This window comes from Rhodoferax sp. U11-2br (genome assembly GCF_018619435.1).
Classification (GTDB): domain Bacteria; phylum Pseudomonadota; class Gammaproteobacteria; order Burkholderiales; family Burkholderiaceae_C; genus Rhodoferax.
This window is the reverse complement of record NZ_JAHFZF010000026.1, coordinates 1-18,847: the sequence shown is the minus strand read 5'-3', so window position 1 is coordinate 18,847 and position 18,847 is coordinate 1. Positions and strand designations below refer to the sequence as shown.

The 18,847-nt window shown below is 57.0% G+C and carries 17 protein-coding genes and 2 tRNA genes; 5 read left to right on the top strand and 14 right to left on the bottom strand.

All coding sequences use genetic code 11. The features are described 5' to 3' along the window. The 6 genes from KKO72_RS15565 to scpA form a co-directional block, all read right to left on the bottom strand. Positions 1–483: a VOC family protein gene (locus KKO72_RS15565; RefSeq protein ID WP_214940589.1), complete on the bottom strand. Its 483-nt coding sequence runs from the start codon at positions 481–483 to the stop codon at positions 1–3. A gap of 75 nt (positions 484–558) precedes the next feature. Beyond that, positions 559–2,607: an acetyl/propionyl/methylcrotonyl-CoA carboxylase subunit alpha gene (locus tag KKO72_RS15560; protein ID WP_214940586.1), complete on the bottom strand. Its 2,049-nt coding sequence runs from the start codon at positions 2,605–2,607 to the stop codon at positions 559–561. A gap of 20 nt (positions 2,608–2,627) precedes the next feature. Continuing rightward, entirely contained in the window at positions 2,628–4,160 is a 1,533-nt protein-coding gene (locus tag KKO72_RS15555; RefSeq protein ID WP_078365755.1) for an acyl-CoA carboxylase subunit beta, read from the bottom strand. A gap of 63 nt (positions 4,161–4,223) precedes the next feature. Beyond that, a complete protein-coding gene (meaB, locus tag KKO72_RS15550) occupies positions 4,224–5,216 on the bottom strand; it encodes a methylmalonyl Co-A mutase-associated GTPase MeaB (RefSeq protein WP_214940795.1) in 993 nt (330 codons plus the stop codon). A 2-nt stretch (positions 5,217–5,218) separates the two neighbouring features. After that, entirely contained in the window at positions 5,219–5,638 is a 420-nt protein-coding gene (locus KKO72_RS15545; RefSeq protein ID WP_214940792.1) for a GNAT family N-acetyltransferase, read from the bottom strand. A gap of 50 nt (positions 5,639–5,688) precedes the next feature. Beyond that, positions 5,689–7,848: a methylmalonyl-CoA mutase gene (gene scpA / locus KKO72_RS15540; protein ID WP_214940583.1), complete on the bottom strand. Its 2,160-nt coding sequence runs from the start codon at positions 7,846–7,848 to the stop codon at positions 5,689–5,691. A 141-nt stretch (positions 7,849–7,989) separates the two neighbouring features. Between scpA and KKO72_RS15535 the strand changes: the two genes are divergently transcribed. Next, on the top strand, positions 7,990–8,637 hold the full coding sequence (locus KKO72_RS15535) for a GntR family transcriptional regulator (protein WP_214940566.1): 648 nt from the start codon (positions 7,990–7,992) through the stop codon (positions 8,635–8,637). A 31-nt stretch (positions 8,638–8,668) separates the two neighbouring features. Here KKO72_RS15535 and KKO72_RS15530 read toward each other — a convergent pair. Together KKO72_RS15530 and KKO72_RS15525 are read right to left on the bottom strand one after the other, a co-directional pair. Beyond that, a tRNA-Arg gene (locus KKO72_RS15530) sits at positions 8,669–8,745 on the bottom strand. Positions 8,746–8,762: 17 nt separating this feature from the next. After that, positions 8,763–8,839 (bottom strand) — tRNA-Pro (locus KKO72_RS15525). A gap of 127 nt (positions 8,840–8,966) precedes the next feature. Between KKO72_RS15525 and aat the strand changes: the two genes are divergently transcribed. Genes aat through KKO72_RS15510 form a run of 3 tightly spaced genes read left to right on the top strand, consistent with a single transcriptional unit; the run spans position 8,967 to position 11,287 of the window. Further along, positions 8,967–9,731, top strand: coding sequence for a leucyl/phenylalanyl-tRNA--protein transferase (gene aat / locus KKO72_RS15520; RefSeq protein ID WP_214940555.1), 765 nt, complete (start codon positions 8,967–8,969; stop codon positions 9,729–9,731). Beyond that, positions 9,728–10,474: an arginyltransferase gene (locus KKO72_RS15515; RefSeq protein ID WP_214940527.1), complete on the top strand. Its 747-nt coding sequence runs from the start codon at positions 9,728–9,730 to the stop codon at positions 10,472–10,474. Before aat ends, KKO72_RS15515 begins: the two co-directional genes overlap by 4 nt. A gap of 33 nt (positions 10,475–10,507) precedes the next feature. Then, positions 10,508–11,287 (top strand): IclR family transcriptional regulator, encoded by a 780-nt coding sequence (locus KKO72_RS15510; protein WP_214940523.1) that lies wholly within the window; start codon positions 10,508–10,510, stop codon positions 11,285–11,287. A gap of 1 nt (position 11,288) precedes the next feature. Here KKO72_RS15510 and pbpG read toward each other — a convergent pair whose 3' ends face one another. The 6 genes from pbpG to KKO72_RS15480 form a co-directional block, all read right to left on the bottom strand. Beyond that, on the bottom strand, positions 11,289–12,368 hold the full coding sequence (gene pbpG / locus KKO72_RS15505; protein ID WP_214940510.1) for a D-alanyl-D-alanine endopeptidase: 1,080 nt from the start codon (positions 12,366–12,368) through the stop codon (positions 11,289–11,291). Positions 12,369–12,470: 102 nt separating this feature from the next. After that, entirely contained in the window at positions 12,471–14,009 is a 1,539-nt protein-coding gene (locus tag KKO72_RS15500) for a 2-isopropylmalate synthase (RefSeq protein WP_214940508.1), read from the bottom strand. 224 nt (positions 14,010–14,233) lie between these two features. Beyond that, complete coding sequence (gene pssA, locus KKO72_RS15495) at positions 14,234–15,046, bottom strand: CDP-diacylglycerol--serine O-phosphatidyltransferase (protein ID WP_214940481.1); 813 nt, start codon at positions 15,044–15,046, stop codon at positions 14,234–14,236. A 74-nt stretch (positions 15,047–15,120) separates the two neighbouring features. Further along, complete coding sequence (ilvC, locus tag KKO72_RS15490; protein ID WP_214940478.1) at positions 15,121–16,137, bottom strand: ketol-acid reductoisomerase; 1,017 nt, start codon at positions 16,135–16,137, stop codon at positions 15,121–15,123. A 22-nt stretch (positions 16,138–16,159) separates the two neighbouring features. Further along, positions 16,160–16,651 carry an acetolactate synthase small subunit gene (gene ilvN, locus KKO72_RS15485; RefSeq protein ID WP_078365766.1) on the bottom strand — a complete coding sequence of 164 codons (492 nt, stop codon included), beginning with the start codon at positions 16,649–16,651 and terminating at the stop codon, positions 16,160–16,162. Positions 16,652–16,764: 113 nt separating this feature from the next. After that, on the bottom strand, positions 16,765–18,567 hold the full coding sequence (locus KKO72_RS15480) for an acetolactate synthase 3 catalytic subunit (protein WP_214940475.1): 1,803 nt from the start codon (positions 18,565–18,567) through the stop codon (positions 16,765–16,767). A 99-nt stretch (positions 18,568–18,666) separates the two neighbouring features. On the opposite strand from KKO72_RS15480, the gene KKO72_RS15475 reads away from it, so the two are divergent. After that, on the top strand, positions 18,667–18,847 hold a 181-nt coding region (locus KKO72_RS15475), incomplete at its 3' end, for a hypothetical protein (protein WP_214940472.1).

Here is an 18,847-nt window from a genome sequence, read left to right as displayed (position 1 = left end):
TTAAGCCGCCAGCTTGGCGAAGGCCTCGATCACTTCGGCTGGGGCTTGCACCATCTCGATCAACACACCTTCACCCGAGATCGGGAACTCGTCGTTGCCCTTGGGGTGCAGGAAGCAGATGTCAAAACCGGCCGCACCCTTGCGGATGCCACCGGGCGCAAAACGCACACCTTGGGCGGTGAGCCATTCCACGGCTTTGGGCAGATCGTCGATCCAGATGCCGACATGGTTGAGCGGTGTGGCGTGTACGGCGGGCTTTTTCTCAATGTCGACGGGTTGCATCAGATCCACCTCGACCTTGAACGGGCCTTTGCCCATGGCGCAGATGTCTTCGTCAACGTTTTCGCGCTCACTCTTGAATGTACCGGTCAACTCCAGCCCCAACATGTCGACCCACAGTTTTTGCAGGCGGGTTTTGTCTGTGGCGCCAATGGCGATTTGCTGGATGCCCAGCACCTTGAATGGACGAACGACTTCAGTCATGTGATTACCTTCTCAAAAAAACTATCAAAAACAGAGCTACCCGCCCTTTTTATATAAGGGCCGGAGCCCTATTTCTTATGCAAACTCCACAATCGGCTGGTCCACCGCGAGGCTGTCACCTTTGAGAGCCAGCACCTTGCCGACCACACCGTCGGCGGTGGCAAACAAGACGTTTTCCATCTTCATGGCCTCGATCACCGCCACGCGCTCACCCGCCGCCACCTTCTGGCCGGGCTGCACCGCCACATCCACCAGCAGGCCAGGCATCGGCGACAACACATAACGGCTCATGTCTGGCGGCGCCTTGTAGGGCATCAGCGCGTGCAACTGGGCGGCATACGGCAGCAACACCATCATGTCGACCTGGGTGCCGTTGTGGATGACCCGGATGGCCAGCGGCTTTTTGGCGGTGCCGCGCTCAACCTGGGCAACAAAGGGCTTGTCATTGCAGGTGCCCACCATGCGCACATGGCCAAACTTGGTCTCGCTGTGAATGCGGTAACTGTTGTCACCCACCTGGATGGTTCCGGTGCGGGTGCGGTCATTGAACTCGGGAATGTGCGCCTTGTAGGACTGGCCGTTGCCGTTTTCACCCAAGGTGACCGCCACAAAATCTGCGCCGGTGCGCAACTCGTGGCCTTCCATCTGCCCGGTGATCGACGCCGCGCGGTTGAGGTAACGGCGGTTCACAAACACCGCCAGCGCCACCAGGAACTCGACGTTGCTGTGTGGCACATCTTCGGCGCGGAAGCCTTTGCCGTAGTTTTCGGCAATGAACCCGGTGTTGAAGTCACCGGCGACAAACTTCGGATGCGCCAGCAAAGCGGCCTGGAACGGGATGTTGCTGGAGACACCGCGGATCACAAAACCGTTGAGCGCCTCGCGCATCTTGGCAATGGCTTCCAGGCGGTCCTTGCCGTGCACAATCAGTTTGGCGATCATCGAGTCGTAATACATCGGAATCTCGCCACCTTCTTGCACGCCGGTGTCGACGCGCACACCCTGCCATTTCGTCACGTCAGAGGCAAACATGCTCTCCTGCGGTGGCTGGAACTTGACCAGGCGACCGGTGCTGGGCAGGAAGCCGCGGAACGGGTCTTCGGCGTTGATGCGGCACTCCATGGCCCAGCCGTCACGTTTGACCTCGGCCTGGGTCAGAGGCAAGGCCTCACCGGCGGCGACACGGATCATCAGCTCGACCAGGTCCAACCCGGTGATGCACTCGGTGACCGGGTGCTCCACCTGCAGGCGTGTGTTCATCTCGAGGAAGTAGAAGCTCTGGTCCTTGCCGACCACAAACTCGACCGTACCAGCGCTCTGGTACTTGACCGCCTTGGCCAGCGCCACTGCCTGCTCTCCCATGGCTTGGCGGGTGGCATCAGAGATGAAGGGGCTGGGCGCTTCTTCGATGACTTTCTGGTGGCGGCGTTGGATCGAACATTCACGCTCATTGAGGTAGACCACATTGCCCTGACTGTCGCCGATGAGCTGGATCTCGATGTGGCGCGGCTCTTCAACAAACTTCTCGATGAAGACGCGGTCGTCCCCAAAGCTGTTGCGGGCTTCGTTTTTGCAGCTGGTGAAACCTTCGAACGCTTCCTTGTCGTTGAAGGCCACACGCAGGCCCTTGCCACCACCACCGGCGCTGGCCTTGATCATCACCGGGTAACCGATGCCCTTGGCGATCTCGACCGCCTGCTCAGGTGTGTCGATGGCGTCATTGACACCCGGAATGCAGTTGACACCGGCCAGACCCGCGAGTTTTTTGGACTCGATCTTGTCGCCCATGGCGGCAATCGAATAATGCTTGGGGCCGATGAAGACGAGGCCTTCTTCTTCGACCCGTTTGGCAAATTCGGCGTTTTCACTCAGGAAACCGTAGCCCGGGTGAATGGCCTGGGCGCCGGTCTGTTTGCAGGCCGCGATGATCTTGTCGGCCAGCAGGTAACTTTCGCGGCTGGGCGCCGGGCCAATCAGCACCGACTCGTCGGCCAGCGCCACATGGCGGGCGTCGCGGTCGGCTTCAGAAAACACAGCCACGGTTTTAATGCCCATCTTGCGGGCAGTGAGGATGACGCGGCAAGCGATCTCGCCACGGTTGGCGATCAGGATTTTTGTAAACATGTTCTTGTGCTCCTCAGGCCTTACAGGGGGATGTTGCCGTGTTTGCGCCACGGGTTCTCGATCTTTTTCTCGCGCAACATCACCAGGCTGCGGCAGATGCGTTTGCGGGTTTCGTGCGGCTGGATCACATCGTCGATGAAGCCACGTGCACCGGCCACAAACGGGTTGGCAAAACGGGCTTTGTATTCGGCTTCTTTGGCGGCGATTTTTTCCGGGTCACCCTTGTCTTCGCGGAAGATGATCTCCACCGCGCCCTTGGCCCCCATCACCGCAATCTCGGCGTTGGGCCAGGCAAAGTTGACGTCACCGCGCAGGTGTTTGGAGCTCATCACGTCGTAGGCACCACCGTAGGCCTTGCGGGTGATCAGCGTGATCTTGGGCACGGTGCATTCGGCATAAGCGTAGAGCAGCTTGGCACCGTGTTTGATGATGCCGCCGTATTCCTGGGCGGTACCGGGCATGAAGCCAGGCACGTCAACAAAGGTGATCACCGGGATGTTGAACGCATCACAGAAGCGCACAAAACGCGCGGCCTTGACCGAGCTCTTGATGTCCAGGCAGCCCGCCAGCACCAGCGGCTGGTTGGCGACAAAACCGACGGTCTGGCCTTGCATCCGGCCAAAGCCGATGATCATGTTTTTGGCGTATTCGGGTTGTAACTCGAAGAAGTCGCCGTCATCCACCGTTTTGGTGATCAGCTCCTTCATGTCGTAGGCCTTGTTGGGGTTGTCTGGGATCAAGGTGTCCAGGCTGAACTCCTGGCGGTCAGCCGGGTCGCCACTCTTGCGCACCGGGGGTTTTTCGCGGTTGTTGAGCGGCAGGTAGTTGTAGAGGCGGCGCATCAGCAGCAGCGCCTCCACATCGTTCTCAAACGCCATGTCGGCCACACCACTCTTGGTGGAATGGCTGATGGCACCACCGAGTTCCTCGGCGGTGACGTCTTCATGCGTGACGGTCTTGACCACTTCGGGGCCGGTGACAAACATGTAGCTTGAATCCTTGACCATGAAGATGAAATCGGTCATGGCCGGTGAATACACCGCACCACCGGCGCAGGGGCCCATGATCAGGCTGAGCTGCGGAATCACACCGCTGGCCATCACATTGCGCTGGAACACGTCGGCATAACCACCCAGCGAAGCCACACCTTCCTGGATACGCGCACCGCCCGAGTCGTTCAGGCCAATCACTGGCGCGCCGACCTTCATGGCCTGGTCCATGATCTTGCAGATCTTCTCGGCATGGGCTTCAGACAGCGCGCCACCAAACACGGTGAAATCCTGGCTGAACACAAACACCAGGCGCCCGCTGATCATGCCGTAGCCGGTGACCACCCCGTCACCCGGGATCTTGTTGTTCTCCATGCCGAAGTCGATGCAACGGTGTTCGACAAACATGTCCCACTCTTCAAACGTGCCTTCGTCCAGCAGCATTTCAATGCGTTCACGGGCGGTGAGTTTGCCTTTTTTATGCTGGGCGTCGATGCGTTTTTGGCCGCCTCCCAGGCGGGCCAGTTCGCGCTTTTTGTCGAGAAGTTCAATGATGTCGTGCATGGTGTGGTATCTCTGAGGTCAGTAACAGTGACAGGAAGCAAACAATTTGATAGCAACCAGCCCTTATTTTGTCTGGGCTGCAAGCATATTCCGCGCTGCAGTCGAAGCAGCCATCCGGCCCTCTAGCACCTCGTGGGTCAGCTTGGGCAACAGAGTTTGTACATCCGGATGCTGTCGGAAAGCTTGCTTGAGCCCCGCATCGATACGTTCCCACATCCAGGCCAGCGCCTGGTTCTGGCGGCGGGTGACCTGTTTGCCGCTGCTGAGTTGCAATTTTTTGAACTCCAGCACCTTGGCCCAGAACGCGTCCACACCCAGACCTTGCAGAGCGCTGAGCTGGATCACCTGCGGGTGCCAGACCAATTCGTTGTGGTGGGCGTTGTCCGGGTTGCCATGCAGGCCCAGCAAACGCAGGCTGGAGGTGATCTGCGCCTGCGCCCGGGTGGCGGCAATGGCGTCCAGATCGGCCTTGTTGATGACCACCAGGTCGGCGATTTCCATCACGCCTTTTTTGATCGCTTGTAAATCATCGCCCGCATTGGGCAACTGCATCAGCACAAACATGTCGGTCATGTTGGCCACCGTGGTCTCGCTCTGACCCACACCCACGGTTTCCACAATCACAACGTCGTAACCCGCTGCCTCACACACCAGCATGGCTTCGCGAGTTTTCTCGGCCACACCACCGAGCGTGCCACTGCTGGGGCTGGGGCGGATGTAGGCGCGCTCATGGACCGACAGGTGTTCCATGCGCGTCTTGTCACCCAGGATGGAGCCACCCGAGACACTGCTGCTGGGGTCCACCGCCAGCACCGCCACCCGGTGCCCCTGGCCAATCAGGTACAGGCCCAGCGCCTCGATGAAGGTGGATTTGCCGACACCCGGCACACCGCTGATGCCGAGCCGAAAGGCCCGCCCGGTGTGTGGCAGCAGCGCCGTCAGCAGCTCATCGGCCTGCTGACGATGGTCGGCCCGGGTGGATTCGAGCAGGGTGATGGCCTTGGCCATGGCACGGCGCTGAACCGGGGCAGAACCATGAAGAATCGCTTCAAACATACTCAAACTGACACTCCCTTAGACTGGGACCAACGGTAATCCAGGTCAAAGTCTGACTCCCCCACCTGGACGAAGCCTTGGCGCAGGTAAAAACGGTTGGCATCACTGTGTTTTAGTGCCGACAAGCGGATGTCACAAGCCTGCGCCACAGCCTGGGCTTTGGCCCAGGCCATCACCCAAGCACCCACACCCTGCCCCTGCCAGGCGGGGCGAAGGTACAAATGGTTCAGGTGCAAGGCGGGTGGCCCGGCGGCAGGGTCCGGGCGCAAGGTGACAAAACCGATACGCTCACCATCGCACACGATGTGCCGCATGAACTCGGGTTTGAACCCGGCCATTAGTAGTTCGCGTGCCCGAGCCGGGTCGAAGCGCCCGAGACGCTCCAGGCTGTCGCGCAATGCCTCCACGCGAATCGCCAGCATGGCCTCGAAGTCTCCCCAGACAACGGGAGCAAACGACAGCACGGCAATACTCAGGCTGGCAGGGACTTCTTGATCTGCTCCAGCACGTCCTTGGCGCTCACCGGGATGGGTGTACCCGGGCCGTAAATGCCCTTGACACCCGCTGCGTACAACATGTCGTAGTCCTGGTGCGGAATCACCCCACCCACAAACACCACGATGTCGTCGCCGCCCTGCTTCTTCAACTCGGCCATGATGGCCGGCACCAGGGTCTTGTGCCCGGCGGCCAGGGTCGACACACCCACGGCGTGCACGTCGTTTTCAATCGCCTGGCGCGCGCACTCTTCGGGGGTCTGGAACAGCGGCCCGATGTCCACGTCATACCCAAGGTCGGCAAACGCGGTCGAGACCACCTTGGCACCGCGGTCGTGGCCATCCTGGCCCAGCTTGGCGATCATCACGCGCGGGCGGCGGCCTTGGGCGGTGGCGAAATCGGCGATTTCACCCTTGAGTTTGTCCCAACCTTCGGCACTGTCGTAAGCGGCTGCGTACACACCGGTCACCTTTTGGGTATCGGCGCGATGGCGGCCGAATGTTTTTTCCATGGCGGCGCTGACTTCACCCACGGTGGCGCGTGCCCGCATCGCCTGGATTGTGAGGTCGAGCAGGTTGCCGTTGCCGCTGGCCGCTGCACTTTCGAGAGCAGCTAGCGCTTGCTGTACAAGGGCTGGATCGCGTTTTTGCTTGATGTCGTTGAGGCGGGCGATCTGAGAGTCACGCACAGCAACGTTATCGATGTCGCGCGCTTCAATCGCGTCTTCGGTCTTGAGCTTGTACTTGTTAACCCCCACGATCACGTCTTTGCCCGAGTCGATACACGCCTGCTTTTGCGCTGCGGCGGCTTCGATCTTGAGCTTGGCCCAGCCGGAATCCACGGCCTTGGTCATGCCACCCATGGCTTCGACTTCCTCGATGATGGCCCAGGCGGCGTCCGCCATGTCCTGGGTGAGCTTTTCCATCATGTAGCTGCCAGCCCAGGGGTCGATCACGCTGGTGATGTGGGTTTCTTCCTGGATGATCAGTTGGGTGTTGCGTGCAATGCGGGCGCTGAACTCGGTGGGCAAGGCAATCGCCTCGTCAAAGGAATTGGTGTGCAGCGACTGGGTACCCCCAAACACCGCGGCCATGGCCTCGATGGTGGTGCGTACCACATTGTTGTAGGGGTCCTGCTCGGTCAGGCTCCAGCCGCTGGTCTGGCTATGGGTGCGCAGCATGAGCGACTTGGGCTTCTTGGCGTTGAAGCCTTTCATGATGCGGCACCACAACAAGCGTGCTGCGCGCATTTTGGCCACTTCCAGGTAGAAGTTCATGCCCACCGCCCAGAAGAAGCTCAGGCGCCCGGCAAAGTCGTCCACATCCATGCCCTTGGCAATGGCGGTTTTGACGTATTCCTTGCCGTCCGCCAGTGTGAAGGCCAGTTCCAGCGCCTGATTGGCACCAGCTTCCTGCATGTGGTAACCGCTGATCGAGATCGAGTTGAACTTGGGCATGTTCTTGGCCGTGTACTCGATGATGTCGCCAATGATCTTCATCGACGGCTCAGGCGGGTAGATGTAGGTGTTGCGCACCATGAACTCTTTCAGAATGTCGTTCTGAATCGTCCCTGACAGTTTGTCCTGAGTCACGCCCTGCTCTTCTGCGGCCACCACATAACCAGCCAGCACCGGCAACACGGCGCCATTCATGGTCATGGACACACTGATCTTGTCCAGCGGAATCTGATCAAACAGGATCTTCATGTCCTCGACCGAATCGATCGCCACACCAGCCTTGCCAACGTCGCCGGTCACGCGCGGGTGGTCCGAGTCGTAACCGCGGTGGGTGGCCAGGTCAAATGCCACGGAGACACCCTGACCACCGGCGGCAAGCGCCTTGCGGTAGAACGCATTGGACTCTTCAGCGGTGGAGAAACCAGCATACTGGCGGATGGTCCAGGGACGCACTGCGTACATGGTGGCCTGTGGACCACGCAGGTAGGGCTCAAAACCCGGCAGGGTGTTGGTGTAAGGCAGGGCTTGTGTGTCTTCGGCGGTGTACAGCGGCTTGACCGTGATGCCATCGGGTGTCAGCCAATTGAGGGCATCCACATCACCATTGGGAGCCGACTTGGCGGCGGCTTTGGCCCAAGCCTGCATATCAGCGGCTTGAAATTCAGGGTATTTTTGTGTCATGAGTCATGGCTCCAGTCGGCGATTCAAACAGTACACCTGCACTGCCCAACGTACAGTGACGAGGCTTGCTAAAAAGCCCCTTAAGTTTACGTTATTTATAATTATTGATACAAAAAAATCTACCCAGCTTACAATTTCCACATGACTGCAAACGCTCTGGCCCCCCGTGCGCTCTACGAAGAGGTAGCGGAACTCCTGCGCCAGCGTATTTTTGAACACGATCTCCAACCTGGCAGCTGGATCGACGAGTTGAAGATCGCCGAGGCCTATGGCATCAGCCGCACGCCTTTGCGAGAGGCACTCAAGGTGCTGGCTGCTGAAGGTCTGGTGACTATGAAGGTACGCCGCGGCGCCTATGTGACCGAAGTTTCAGAGAATGATCTGGAGGATGTCTACCACTTGCTGGGCCTGCTGGAATCAGACGCAGCAGCGGCCGTGGCCAGCAAAGCCAGCGATGAACAAATGCAAAGGTTGCAGACGCTTCACGAAACGCTGGAACAATCGGTTCAGCCTGAACACGTCAACCGCGAGCAGTTCTTTGTGATCAATGAACAGTTCCATATGCTGGTGCTGGAGATTGCCAACAACCGCTGGCGCAACCAGGTGGTGTCCGACTTGCGCAAGGTCATGAAGTTACACCGCCACGACTCCCTGTTGAAGTCCGGCCGGGTGGAGGCCTCTTTGCAAGAGCACCGTGGCCTGATGGCCGCCTTGCTGGCGCGTGATCCCGCTTTGAGCCAGCAGCGTATGCTGGATCACTTCAAAAACGGCCTGAAAGCCGCTAGCTGATACTGTGGGATGTTGGGGGCAACTGCGTTGATGGCCTGCCCGGAGGGGATCGAACCCCCGACCCACAGCTTAGAAGGCTGTTGCTCTATCCAACTGAGCTACGGGCAGAGATCACGAGAGATGAATGGTCGGGGCGAAAGGATTCGAACCTTCGACCCTCTGGTCCCAAACCAGATGCGCTACCAGGCTGCGCTACGCCCCGACCTCGCCATTGTAATGGCTCGAGAGCGGCTTTTTGCCCAAAACCCGGTCAGTTACCTCGTTGACCCAGACTTTTTTGTCGATGAACTGATGTGTTTGACACCCAGGGCATCCCAATCCGACACCGCATGAGTGAAAACGCACTGAGCTTGGCATGGCTGGAACCGGGTGACGCTTTCCCTCCCGTGCACCACGCCTGGGGGCATAACTCGGACGCTCCCGGCTTGTTGTGTGCCGGTGGTGACTTGTCCGTGGACAGCTTGGTGCGTGCTTATCGGAATGGCATTTTTCCGTGGTTCAGCCCGGGGCAACCCATTTTGTGGTGGAGCCCTGACCCCAGAATGGTGCTCAAGCCCGCCGCATTTCGTCTACACACATCTCTGAAAAAGCAGCTCAAAAAGTTTGCCAATTCACCCCATTGCGAGATCCGGGTGGATTGCGCCTTTGAAACCGTCATCCAAGCTTGTGCAGACAGCGGGCGTGGTGGGCAATCTGGAACCTGGATTGTGCCAACCATGGTGCAAGCTTATGTGGAACTGCATCGGGCGGGTCTGGCACACAGCGTGGAAACCTGGGTACACGGCGAACTGGTTGGAGGTTTGTACTTTGTGGCGATCGGACGTGCCGTGTTTGGCGAGTCCATGTTTCACCGGGTCACCGATGCCTCCAAAATTGCCCTGGCTGCGCTGGTCGCGCTGTGTCGCCATGGCGGGGTGCATCAGATAGATTGCCAACAAAATACGCAGCACCTGGCCTCCTTCGGCGCGGCGGAAACACCTCGGGCGACTTTTGTGCAGGCTGTCACTGAGACCTTGCAGCAACCTGCGCCCGATTGGCGGTTCTCGCCCCTATACTGGAATTGTCTTCTGACCCCTGCGGCTGCCAACACGTGACCCACTCCCAGCGATTTGTCTCAGACATTCAGTACTACTCAACTGCTGTTTACCCGTGCAGTTATATGGAAGGCCGTCTGGCCAGATCCCAGGTGGCCGCGCCCAGTGAAGCCATCGACGCTGCAAAATACGATGTGTTGATACAAGCTGGTTTCCGGCGCAGTGGCTCTTTTGTGTACCGACCACAGTGTGACAACTGCAAGGCTTGTTTGTCCATCCGCTTGCCAGTTGCGGATTTCAAGCCCAACCGAAGCCAGAAACGGGCCTGGGCGAAACACCAGGCACTGACGTGCACGGTGATGAAACCCACTTTTTTGCCTGACCATTACGCCTTGTACAAGCGCTACCAAAAATCCCGACATCCCGGGGGTGGCATGGACATTGATGATGAAGCGCAATACACCGATTTTCTTGTGCGCTCCAATGTCCGGTCCTGGATGGTGGAGTTCCGCGAAACCGTTCCAGGGCAGTCTGCGACAGAGCTCAAGATGGTGTCCATCATCGACCAGTTGAAAGATGGGCTGTCGGCGGTCTACACCTTTTACGCGCCCGAGCCGGGGCAAAACTATGGCACGTTTAATGTGCTATGGCAGATTCAGCAGGCAAGGTCTTTGGGTTTGAACTACCTCTATCTGGGCTACTGGATCGAAGGCTGCCAGAAAATGGACTACAAATCCTGTTTCAAACCCTATGAACTGATGCACAACGGGCTCTGGTTGCCAGCGCATCCTGAAATTTCATAGGATAAAATATTCTGTTCATTTGTAGGAAGTCTCATGCAAAAAACAGACTCGGGGATACCCTCTGTACCCACCGTGCAAGTCATTGAGAGAATGTTCACATTGATTGACATTCTGGCGTCCCGGGAAGACGCGATGTCCCTCAAGGAAATCAGCGAAAAAGCTGGTCTGCACGCCTCAACGGCGCACCGCATCCTCAATGATCTGGCCACCGGACGTTTTGTAGACCGGCCACAAGCAGGCAATTACCGCTTGGGCATGCGTCTGCTGGAACTCGGCAACCTGGTCAAAAATCGGCTCAATGTTCGTGATGCCGCCCTGGAGCCAATGCGGGAATTGCATCGCGTCACCCAGCAAACGATCAATTTGAGCATGCGTCAGGGCGATGAAATTGTGTATGTTGAGCGGGCCTACAGCGAACGCTCAGGCATGCAGGTGATCCGCGCCATTGGCGGCAGAGCGCCCTTGCACCTGACCTCGGTGGGCAAGCTTTTTCTGGCGTCGGACGAGCCACAGAGAATTCGGGCGTATGCCACCCGCACAGGCTTAAGTGGCCACACCAAAAACAGCTTGACCCAACTGCCTGCACTTGAAAAAGAGCTGGCCAAAGTCCGTCGCGACAACTACGCAACTGACAACGAAGAACTTGAGTTAGGTGTGCGCTGTATGGCAGCCGGGATCTTCGATGACCAGAGAAAATTGCTCGCTGGCCTTTCTATTTCGGCACCTGCCGGGAGAATGGACGAAGCGTGGCTACCCAAACTGATGGCCACCGCCGCAGAGATATCCAGAAACCTGGGCTATCACTCGATCTGAGTTAGCCCCCGACGACGGGCACAGCCGCTTTGGCGGAGACCCGCCGTTCACCCGATTCAAGCCAATGCCGCACACGTTCAGCATCACCGAGACGGCTGAGCTTGCCTGCTGAATCCAAAAACACCATGATGAGTTTGCGCCCTGCCACACTGGCCTGCATCACGAGACAGCGACCGGCCTCGGAGATATAACCCGTCTTTTGCAGCCCAATGTCCCAAGTGGGATTCTTCACCAATCGGTTGGTGTTGTTGTACTGCAGAGTGCGCCGACCAACATCCACCTCAAAACCGGGTGAGGTGGTCAACTCCCGAAGCAAGGGGTGCTGGTGTGCCATGTCTACCAGTTTGACCAAATCGTGGGCACTGGATCGGTTGCTGCTGGACAGGCCGGTGGGTTCAACGTAAACAGTGTCAGTCATCCCCAAAGCCCGCGCCTTGGCATTCATTTGCGCCACAAACGTGGCCAAGCCGCCTGGTGAAGTTCTTGCCAAGGCATGCGCAGCACGGTTTTCACTGGACATCAAAGCCAAGTGCAACAACTCACCTCGCGTCAAGACACTGCCCACTTGCAGGCGAGAGCTGCTGTGTTTTTCGGTATCCACATCTTCTGAGGTAATGGCAATGGATTCGTCCATCGGCAAATGTGCCTCACTGATCAGCAAGCCGGTCATGAGTTTGGTCAAAGATGCAATCGGCAAAACAGCCTTGTCGTTTTTGCTGTAAAGAATCTCATTGGTCTGCTGGTCAACCACCAATGCCACGCTGGACTTCAGGTTCAATTGATCTGACGCAGAATGCAAACCGGCGATCTGACCGAAGGAGGCCCGGTCAACCACCGCCAGTGGCTTGGCTGACGCCCGCTTCCTGGCGATAACCACAGCCACACGCCGTTTACTTTGCACAACGACCTTTTTGGATTTACCCGCACTCGCCTTGGTCACCTGTGCTTTGGCAACGTTGGTCTTGTTGCCTGCAGCGTGTGACATTGACAGTGGTGCCAACGCAAAAGCAACAAAAAGGCCGATCAGGCAGACCACGCTCCGTGATTTTCTGCCCAATAAACGCTGCTGATAAATTGTCATGACCTTGGCTCCTCACCGCGCTAAACCGAAGGCCGCAGTTTAATCTGAAAAATCTCGCAGTAACAAGTACTTGCGAGACTTTCTTAAACCATTGTGCGGTGTTTAACCTTGCGCGGCGACCCGTTCGGCCTGACTGCTCAATTTGTTCAAGGCACTTAGGTAGGCTTTGGCCGATGCCACCACGATATCCGGATCCGCACCCACCCCATTGACCACCCGGCCGCTGTTTTGCAAACGTACCGTGACCTCACCCTGACTTTCCGTGGAGCCACTGATGGCATTGACCGAATACAGCACCATGTCAGCACCACTCTGGACATGGGTTTCAATGGCCTTGAGTGAGGCATCCACCGGACCATTTCCGTCAGATTCACCTGTCACCTCTTTGCCATCCACAGTCATCACCACCTTGGCATGGGGTCTCTCGCCAGTTTCACTGTGCTGCACCAGAGACACAAAGCCATATCGGTCATGGCTTTGCGCCACATTTTCCTCACTGACCAGGGCCAGGATGTCTTCGTCAAAAATCTCGCTCTTGCGATCGGCCAGATCCTTGAACTTGATAAACGCGTTGTTGATCTCCGCTTCACTGTCCATCGTGACACCCAGCTCCTGCAGGCGCAACTTGAACGCATTGCGACCACTCAACTTGCCCATGACGATCTTGTTGTTGCTCCAGCCCACGTCTTCTGCGCGCATGATTTCATAGGTATCACGCGCTTTCAGAACACCATCCTGATGGATGCCGGATGCGTGAGCAAAGGCATTGGCGCCCACCACAGCCTTGTTGGGTTGGACCACAAAACCGGTGGTCTGGCTGACCAGGCGGCTGGCCGCAACGATGTGTTTGGTATCAATACCCAGCTCCAGACCAAAGTAGTCCTTGCGGGTTTTGACCGCCATGACGATCTCTTCGAATGAACAGTTGCCGGCACGTTCTCCCAAACCGTTGATAGTGCACTCGACCTGGCGGGCGCCACCGATCTTGACCCCAGCCAGGGAGTTGGCAACCGCCATGCCAAGATCGTTGTGACAATGCACTGACCAAACCGCCTTGTCGCTGTTGGGAATGCGTTCGCGCAAATCCTTGATGAAGTTGCCATACAGCTCCGGTATGGCGTAACCCACCGTATCAGGCACATTGATGGTAGTGGCACCTTCGTTGATCACGGCCTCAAAAACACGACACAAAAAATCAGGGTCTGACCGGTACGCATCCTCTGCACTGAACTCAATGTCTGCCATCAGGTTGCGGGCAAAACGAACCGCCAGTTTGGATTGTTCAAACACCTGGTCAGGCGTCATGCGCAACTTCTTTTCCATATGCAACGGGCTGGTGGCCAGGAAAAGATGCAGTCGGCCGGAGTTGGCAGGTTTCAGCGCCTCTGCGGCCCGTGCGATATCACGGTCACTGGCGCGTGCCAATGAGCACACGGTGGAGTCCTTGATGACTTCGGCAATCGCCTTGATACATTCAAAGTCACCATTGGAACTGGCGGCAAAACCAGCTTCGATCACATCCACTTTCAGGCGTTCCAGTTGACGTGCAATGCGCAGTTTTTCGTCACGGGTCATGGAAGCGCCTGGAGACTGCTCACCATCGCGCAAGGTGGTGTCAAAAATCACTAACTTATCTGCCATGTTGTCACTCCTAAGTTCTCAATGAATTCGCAACTTCAATGTGTTCAAGCCAACAAAAAAGCCCGTTGCGAATGGCATACGGGCTTTTCAGGGTTGATGCAATCAAGCGCTATCAACTCCACCCGTCAGGTGACCGTAGTAGAGCCAGAGATAGCTTGTGCATGGAAACAATGTACCACAGGCCAACAGACCATCCAGCAGAAAGAGTGTCTCCGCAAAAGAATCTAGTGGTGCAAACCACGCTCTTCAGGTTCTTGGGTTGAGGTGCTGATGACGCTGGTAGGGATACCCTTGGTCTTGCGCCAAAAGTAAATCACATAACCACTCAAGCCGTAAACCACAAAAATGCCGAACAGCACGGTGGGTGGGTCGATATTGATCAGCGCAATCGCAATGGCAATCAGCACAATCACCACAAAGGGCACGCTGCGCTTCACACGTACATCCTTGAAACTGTAAAACGGCACGTTGGTCACCATGGTCAAACCGGCATACAGTGATACAGCGAACATAGGCCACGCTAGGCTGCTGCCAGCAACCCCCAGATCGGTCGCCACCCAGATCAAGCCAGCCACCAATGCAGCTGCGGCCGGTGACGGCAAGCCCTGAAAATAACGCTTATCAACAACAGCGGTATTGACATTAAAACGGGCCAGACGCAAGGCAGCACAGGCGCAATACACAAAGGCCGCCAGCCATCCCCAGCGGCCCAGCCCTTTGAGCGCCCAGACATAGCTGATCAGCGCCGGAGCCGCACCAAAAGACACCATGTCTGACAAGGAGTCCATCTGCTCCCCAAAAGCACTTTGGGTATTGGTCATGCGGGCCACCCGACCATCCAGGCTGTCGAGAATCATGGCGCAAAACACACCGATGGCAGCCAGATCAAAACGCCCGTTAATGGCCATCACAATGGCATAGAAGCCACCAAACAGCGCGGCCAGCGTGAACAGATTGGGCAAAACGTAAATACCCTTGCGACGCTTTTTGGGCGGCACGTCGAGTTCGGCAAAGTCAGAGGTAGTCACATCATCCATTCAAGCGGCCTTTTTAGGGCGTCCATAATAACAAAAGGCCACCAAGGTGGCCTTTTGACAGGTCGGCGTACGCCTTAGTTGCGGGACTGATCCACCAGCTTGTTTTTGGCAATCCAGGGCATCATGGCACGCAATTGTGCACCCACCACTTCGATCTGGTGATCGGCTGTGTTGCGGCGACGTGCGGTCATGCTGGGATAGCCGGTGCGGCCTTCCAGAATGAACATCTTGGCGTAGTCACCATTCTGGATGCGCTTCAAAGCGTTGCGCATGGCTTCACGGCTCTGGGCATTGATGACTTCGGGACCGGTCACGTACTCGCCGTATTCGGCATTGTTCGAGATCGAGTAGTTCATGTTGGCAATGCCGCCTTCATAAATCAGATCAACGATCAGTTTCAGCTCGTGCAAGCATTCGAAATAAGCCATTTCGGGGGCGTAACCGGCCTCAACCAGGGTCTCATAACCCATCTTGATCAATTCCACAGCGCCACCGCACAACACGGCCTGTTCACCGAACAGATCGGTTTCGGTCTCTTCCTTGAAGTTGGTCTCGATGATGCCAGCCTTGCCACCACCATTGGCCATGGCATAGCTCAGGGCCAGGTCACGGGCCTTGCCAGACTTGTCCTGGTGCACAGCGATCAGGTGGGGCACGCCGCCGCCCTGGGTGTAGGTGTTGCGCACAGTGTGGCCCGGCGCCTTGGGCGCCACCATCCAGACATCGAGGTCTGCACGGGGCACAACTTGGTTATAGTGGACATTGAAACCGTGGGCAAATACCAGCGACGCACCGGTCTTGATGTTGGGCGCCACATTGTTGGTGTAGACCTCGGCGATTTGCTCATCAGGCAACAGGATCATGACCACATCAGCAATCTTGACCGCGTCATTGACTTCCATGACGTTCAGGCCAGCCTTGCCAACCTTGTCCCAAGAAGCACCACCTTTGCGCAGACCAACCACGACCTTCACGCCGCTGTCGTTCAAATTCTGGGCGTGGGCATGACCTTGGCTGCCGTAGCCAATGATGGCAACGGTTTTGCCCTTGATCAGGCTCAGATCACAATCTTTGTCGTAAAAAACTTTCATCTATCTCTCCGTTGTAAAAAATTCAAACTCGCAAAATCCGCTCACCGCGACCAATGCCACTCGCGCCGGTGCGCACGGTCTCCAAAATTGCACCACTTTCAATGGCACTCAGAAATGCATCGTTTTTGGACTGATCACCCGTCAGTTCAATGGTGTAACTTTTTTCGGTCACATCAATGATCCGGCCCCGGAAAATATCGGCCATACGCTTCATCTCCTCACGCTCCTTGCCCACAGCGCGCACCTTGACCATCATCAACTCGCGCTCTGTGTAAGCCCCCTCGGTCAGGTCAACCACCTTGACCACTTCAATCAAGCGGTTCAGATGTTTGGTGATTTGTTCAATCACCTCTTCCGAGCCAGCCGTCTGAATGGTCATGCGCGACAGGCTGGGGTCTTCTGTCGGCGCCACCGTGAGGGATTCGATGTTATAGCCGCGGGCAGAAAACAACCCAACCACGCGGGACAAGGCCCCGGCTTCGTTTTCCAGCAAAACTGCAATGATATGTTTCATAGTGAATGACTCCTCTTTTCGCCAACGCGACAGCTTGCACTGTCGCCGCCCTCATCCACACACGGTAATGCGCGGACCTGGCGAGCAATAGATTTGTTCAGGTTGGGTTGAAATTAAAGATCTTCGGAGCCCATCAGCATCTCGGTGATGCCGTGGCCTGCGCGCACCATCGGGAACACGTTTTCGGTCGGGTCGGTGCGGAAATCCATGAACACCGTGCGATCCTTAAGCTTGCGGGCCTCGCGCAGAGCGGGTTCCACATCTTCGGCGCGTTCAATCAGCATACCAACGTGGCCATAGGCCTCCGCCAGCTTGACAAAATTGGGCAAGGCGTCCATGTAGCTGTGGCTGTAGCGACCAGAGTATTCGATCTCCTGCCACTGGCGCACCATACCCAGATAACGGTTGTTCAACGAGCAGATCTTGATCGGTGTGTTGTATTGCAGGCAGGTGGAGAGCTCCTGGATACACATCTGCACCGAACCTTCACCGGTGATGCAGAACACCTCGCTCTCAGGCTTGGCCAGTTTGATGCCCATGGCGTAGGGAATACCGACACCCATGGTGCCCAGGCCACCTGAATTGATCCAGCGCCGGGGTTCGTCAAAACGGTAATACTGAGCGGCCCACATCTGATGCTGACCCACATCCGAGGTGATGTAGGTGTCGGCATCCTTGGTCATGTTCCACAAGGTTTCCACCACATACTGCGGCTTGATCACACCGTTGGCGCCACGATCGTACTTGAGGCATTCGCGTTTGCGCCAGCCATCAATCGTGTCCCACCAGGCGCCCAGGGCGTGGGCGTCAGGCTTGAGCGTGCTTTCCTTGATCATAGCGATCAGCTCGGTCAACACCTCTTTCACATCGCCCACAATCGGGATGTCCACACGCACCCGTTTGGAGATGCTCGACGGGTCGATGTCCACGTGGATGATCTTGCGCTCGTTTTGCGCAAAATGTTTGGGGTTGCCAATCACCCGGTCATCGAACCGTGCACCCACTGCCAGCAACACGTCACAGTTTTGCATGGCGTTGTTGGCTTCCAACGTGCCGTGCATGCCCAGCATGCCCAGGTACTTGCGGTCACTCGCCGGGTAAGCACCCAAGCCCATCAAGGTGTGGGTCACCGGGTAACCCAGCATGTCTACCAACTGGCGCAGTTCATTGGAAGCGTTGCTCAGCAACACACCGCCACCGGTGTAGATGTAGGGCCGCTTGGCCGTCAACAACAGTTGCAAGGCTTTGCGAATCTGCCCGCCGTGGCCTTTGCGCACAGGGTTGTAGGAGCGCATTTCCACCTTGTCGGGATAACCGTGGTAGGGCACCTTTTTGAAAGACACATCCTTCGGGATGTCGACCACTACCGGGCCAGGACGGCCGCTGCGTGCAATGTGGAAAGCCTTTTTCAGGGTCATCGCCAGATCACGGGCGTCTTTCACCAGGAAGTTGTGTTTGACCACCGGGCGGGTGATGCCCACCGTGTCGCACTCCTGGAAGGCGTCCATGCCAATCGCCGCTGTGGGCACCTGGCCGCTGATGATCACCATCGGGATGCTGTCCATGTAGGCAGTGGCAATGCCGGTAACCGCGTTGGTGGCCCCCGGGCCGGATGTCACCAGCGCCACACCCACATCACCGGTCGCACGGGCATATCCATCGGCGGCATGCACCGCAGCTTGTTCGTGGCGAACCAGGATGTGCTGGACCGTGTCTTGTTTGAACACCGCGTCATAAATGTGCAGTACCGCGCCGCCGGGGTAACCCCAGATGTACTTGACGTTTTCGGCCTGCAGGGCCTTGATCAGAATTTCTGCGCCACGAAGCTCTTGCACACCCGAGTCATGGGCAGCTTTGCTGGGGGTTGCGGCTGAAGAGTTTGACACCGAAGTGGTTTCGGCTTTTGATATTTCCATGATGAACCTTTGTGAATTTCTCTGACGAAAAACCTTGGGTGCTTCTTTGCAAACACTTGTGGCGTTGCATCGAAACTTAAGACCAAAGCCACAAGCGCTATGAATAATTCGCCAGACTTTGATCCGTTTGCTTTAATTTGCAGCGTCGATTATGGCACCGCGCCGATCAATAACTCGAAAACTCAGCAAAATCAAGTAAAGTCATCGGCTTGCGGAACACCTTCCGCGCCTTGTCCGCTTATGCCAGCCATGTCTTTGCCATCCCCCCAATCCCCTGAAC

What these genes read in the sequence shown, in the direction of transcription:
- KKO72_RS15565 (WP_214940589.1), bottom strand. Translation starts at nt 483, where the DNA reads ATGACTGAAGTCGTTCGTCCATTCAAGGTGCTGGGCATCCAGCAAATC.
- pbpG (WP_214940510.1), bottom strand. Translation starts at nt 12,368, where the DNA reads ATGACAATTTATCAGCAGCGTTTATTGGGCAGAAAATCACGGAGCGTG.
- KKO72_RS15560 (WP_214940586.1), bottom strand. Translation starts at nt 2,607, where the DNA reads ATGTTTACAAAAATCCTGATCGCCAACCGTGGCGAGATCGCTTGCCGC.
- KKO72_RS15535 (WP_214940566.1), top strand. Translation starts at nt 7,990, where the DNA reads ATGACTGCAAACGCTCTGGCCCCCCGTGCGCTCTACGAAGAGGTAGCG.
- ilvN (WP_078365766.1), bottom strand. Translation starts at nt 16,651, where the DNA reads ATGAAACATATCATTGCAGTTTTGCTGGAAAACGAAGCCGGGGCCTTG.
- KKO72_RS15480 (WP_214940475.1), bottom strand. Translation starts at nt 18,567, where the DNA reads ATGGAAATATCAAAAGCCGAAACCACTTCGGTGTCAAACTCTTCAGCC.
- KKO72_RS15500 (WP_214940508.1), bottom strand. Translation starts at nt 14,009, where the DNA reads ATGGCAGATAAGTTAGTGATTTTTGACACCACCTTGCGCGATGGTGAG.
- KKO72_RS15510 (WP_214940523.1), top strand. Translation starts at nt 10,508, where the DNA reads ATGCAAAAAACAGACTCGGGGATACCCTCTGTACCCACCGTGCAAGTC.
- pssA (WP_214940481.1), bottom strand. Translation starts at nt 15,046, where the DNA reads ATGGATGATGTGACTACCTCTGACTTTGCCGAACTCGACGTGCCGCCC.
- KKO72_RS15545 (WP_214940792.1), bottom strand. Translation starts at nt 5,638, where the DNA reads ATGCTGGCGATTCGCGTGGAGGCATTGCGCGACAGCCTGGAGCGTCTC.
- scpA (WP_214940583.1), bottom strand. Translation starts at nt 7,848, where the DNA reads ATGACACAAAAATACCCTGAATTTCAAGCCGCTGATATGCAGGCTTGG.
- KKO72_RS15555 (WP_078365755.1), bottom strand. Translation starts at nt 4,160, where the DNA reads ATGCACGACATCATTGAACTTCTCGACAAAAAGCGCGAACTGGCCCGC.
- meaB (WP_214940795.1), bottom strand. Translation starts at nt 5,216, where the DNA reads ATGTTTGAAGCGATTCTTCATGGTTCTGCCCCGGTTCAGCGCCGTGCC.
- aat (WP_214940555.1), top strand. Translation starts at nt 8,967, where the DNA reads ATGAGTGAAAACGCACTGAGCTTGGCATGGCTGGAACCGGGTGACGCT.
- ilvC (WP_214940478.1), bottom strand. Translation starts at nt 16,137, where the DNA reads ATGAAAGTTTTTTACGACAAAGATTGTGATCTGAGCCTGATCAAGGGC.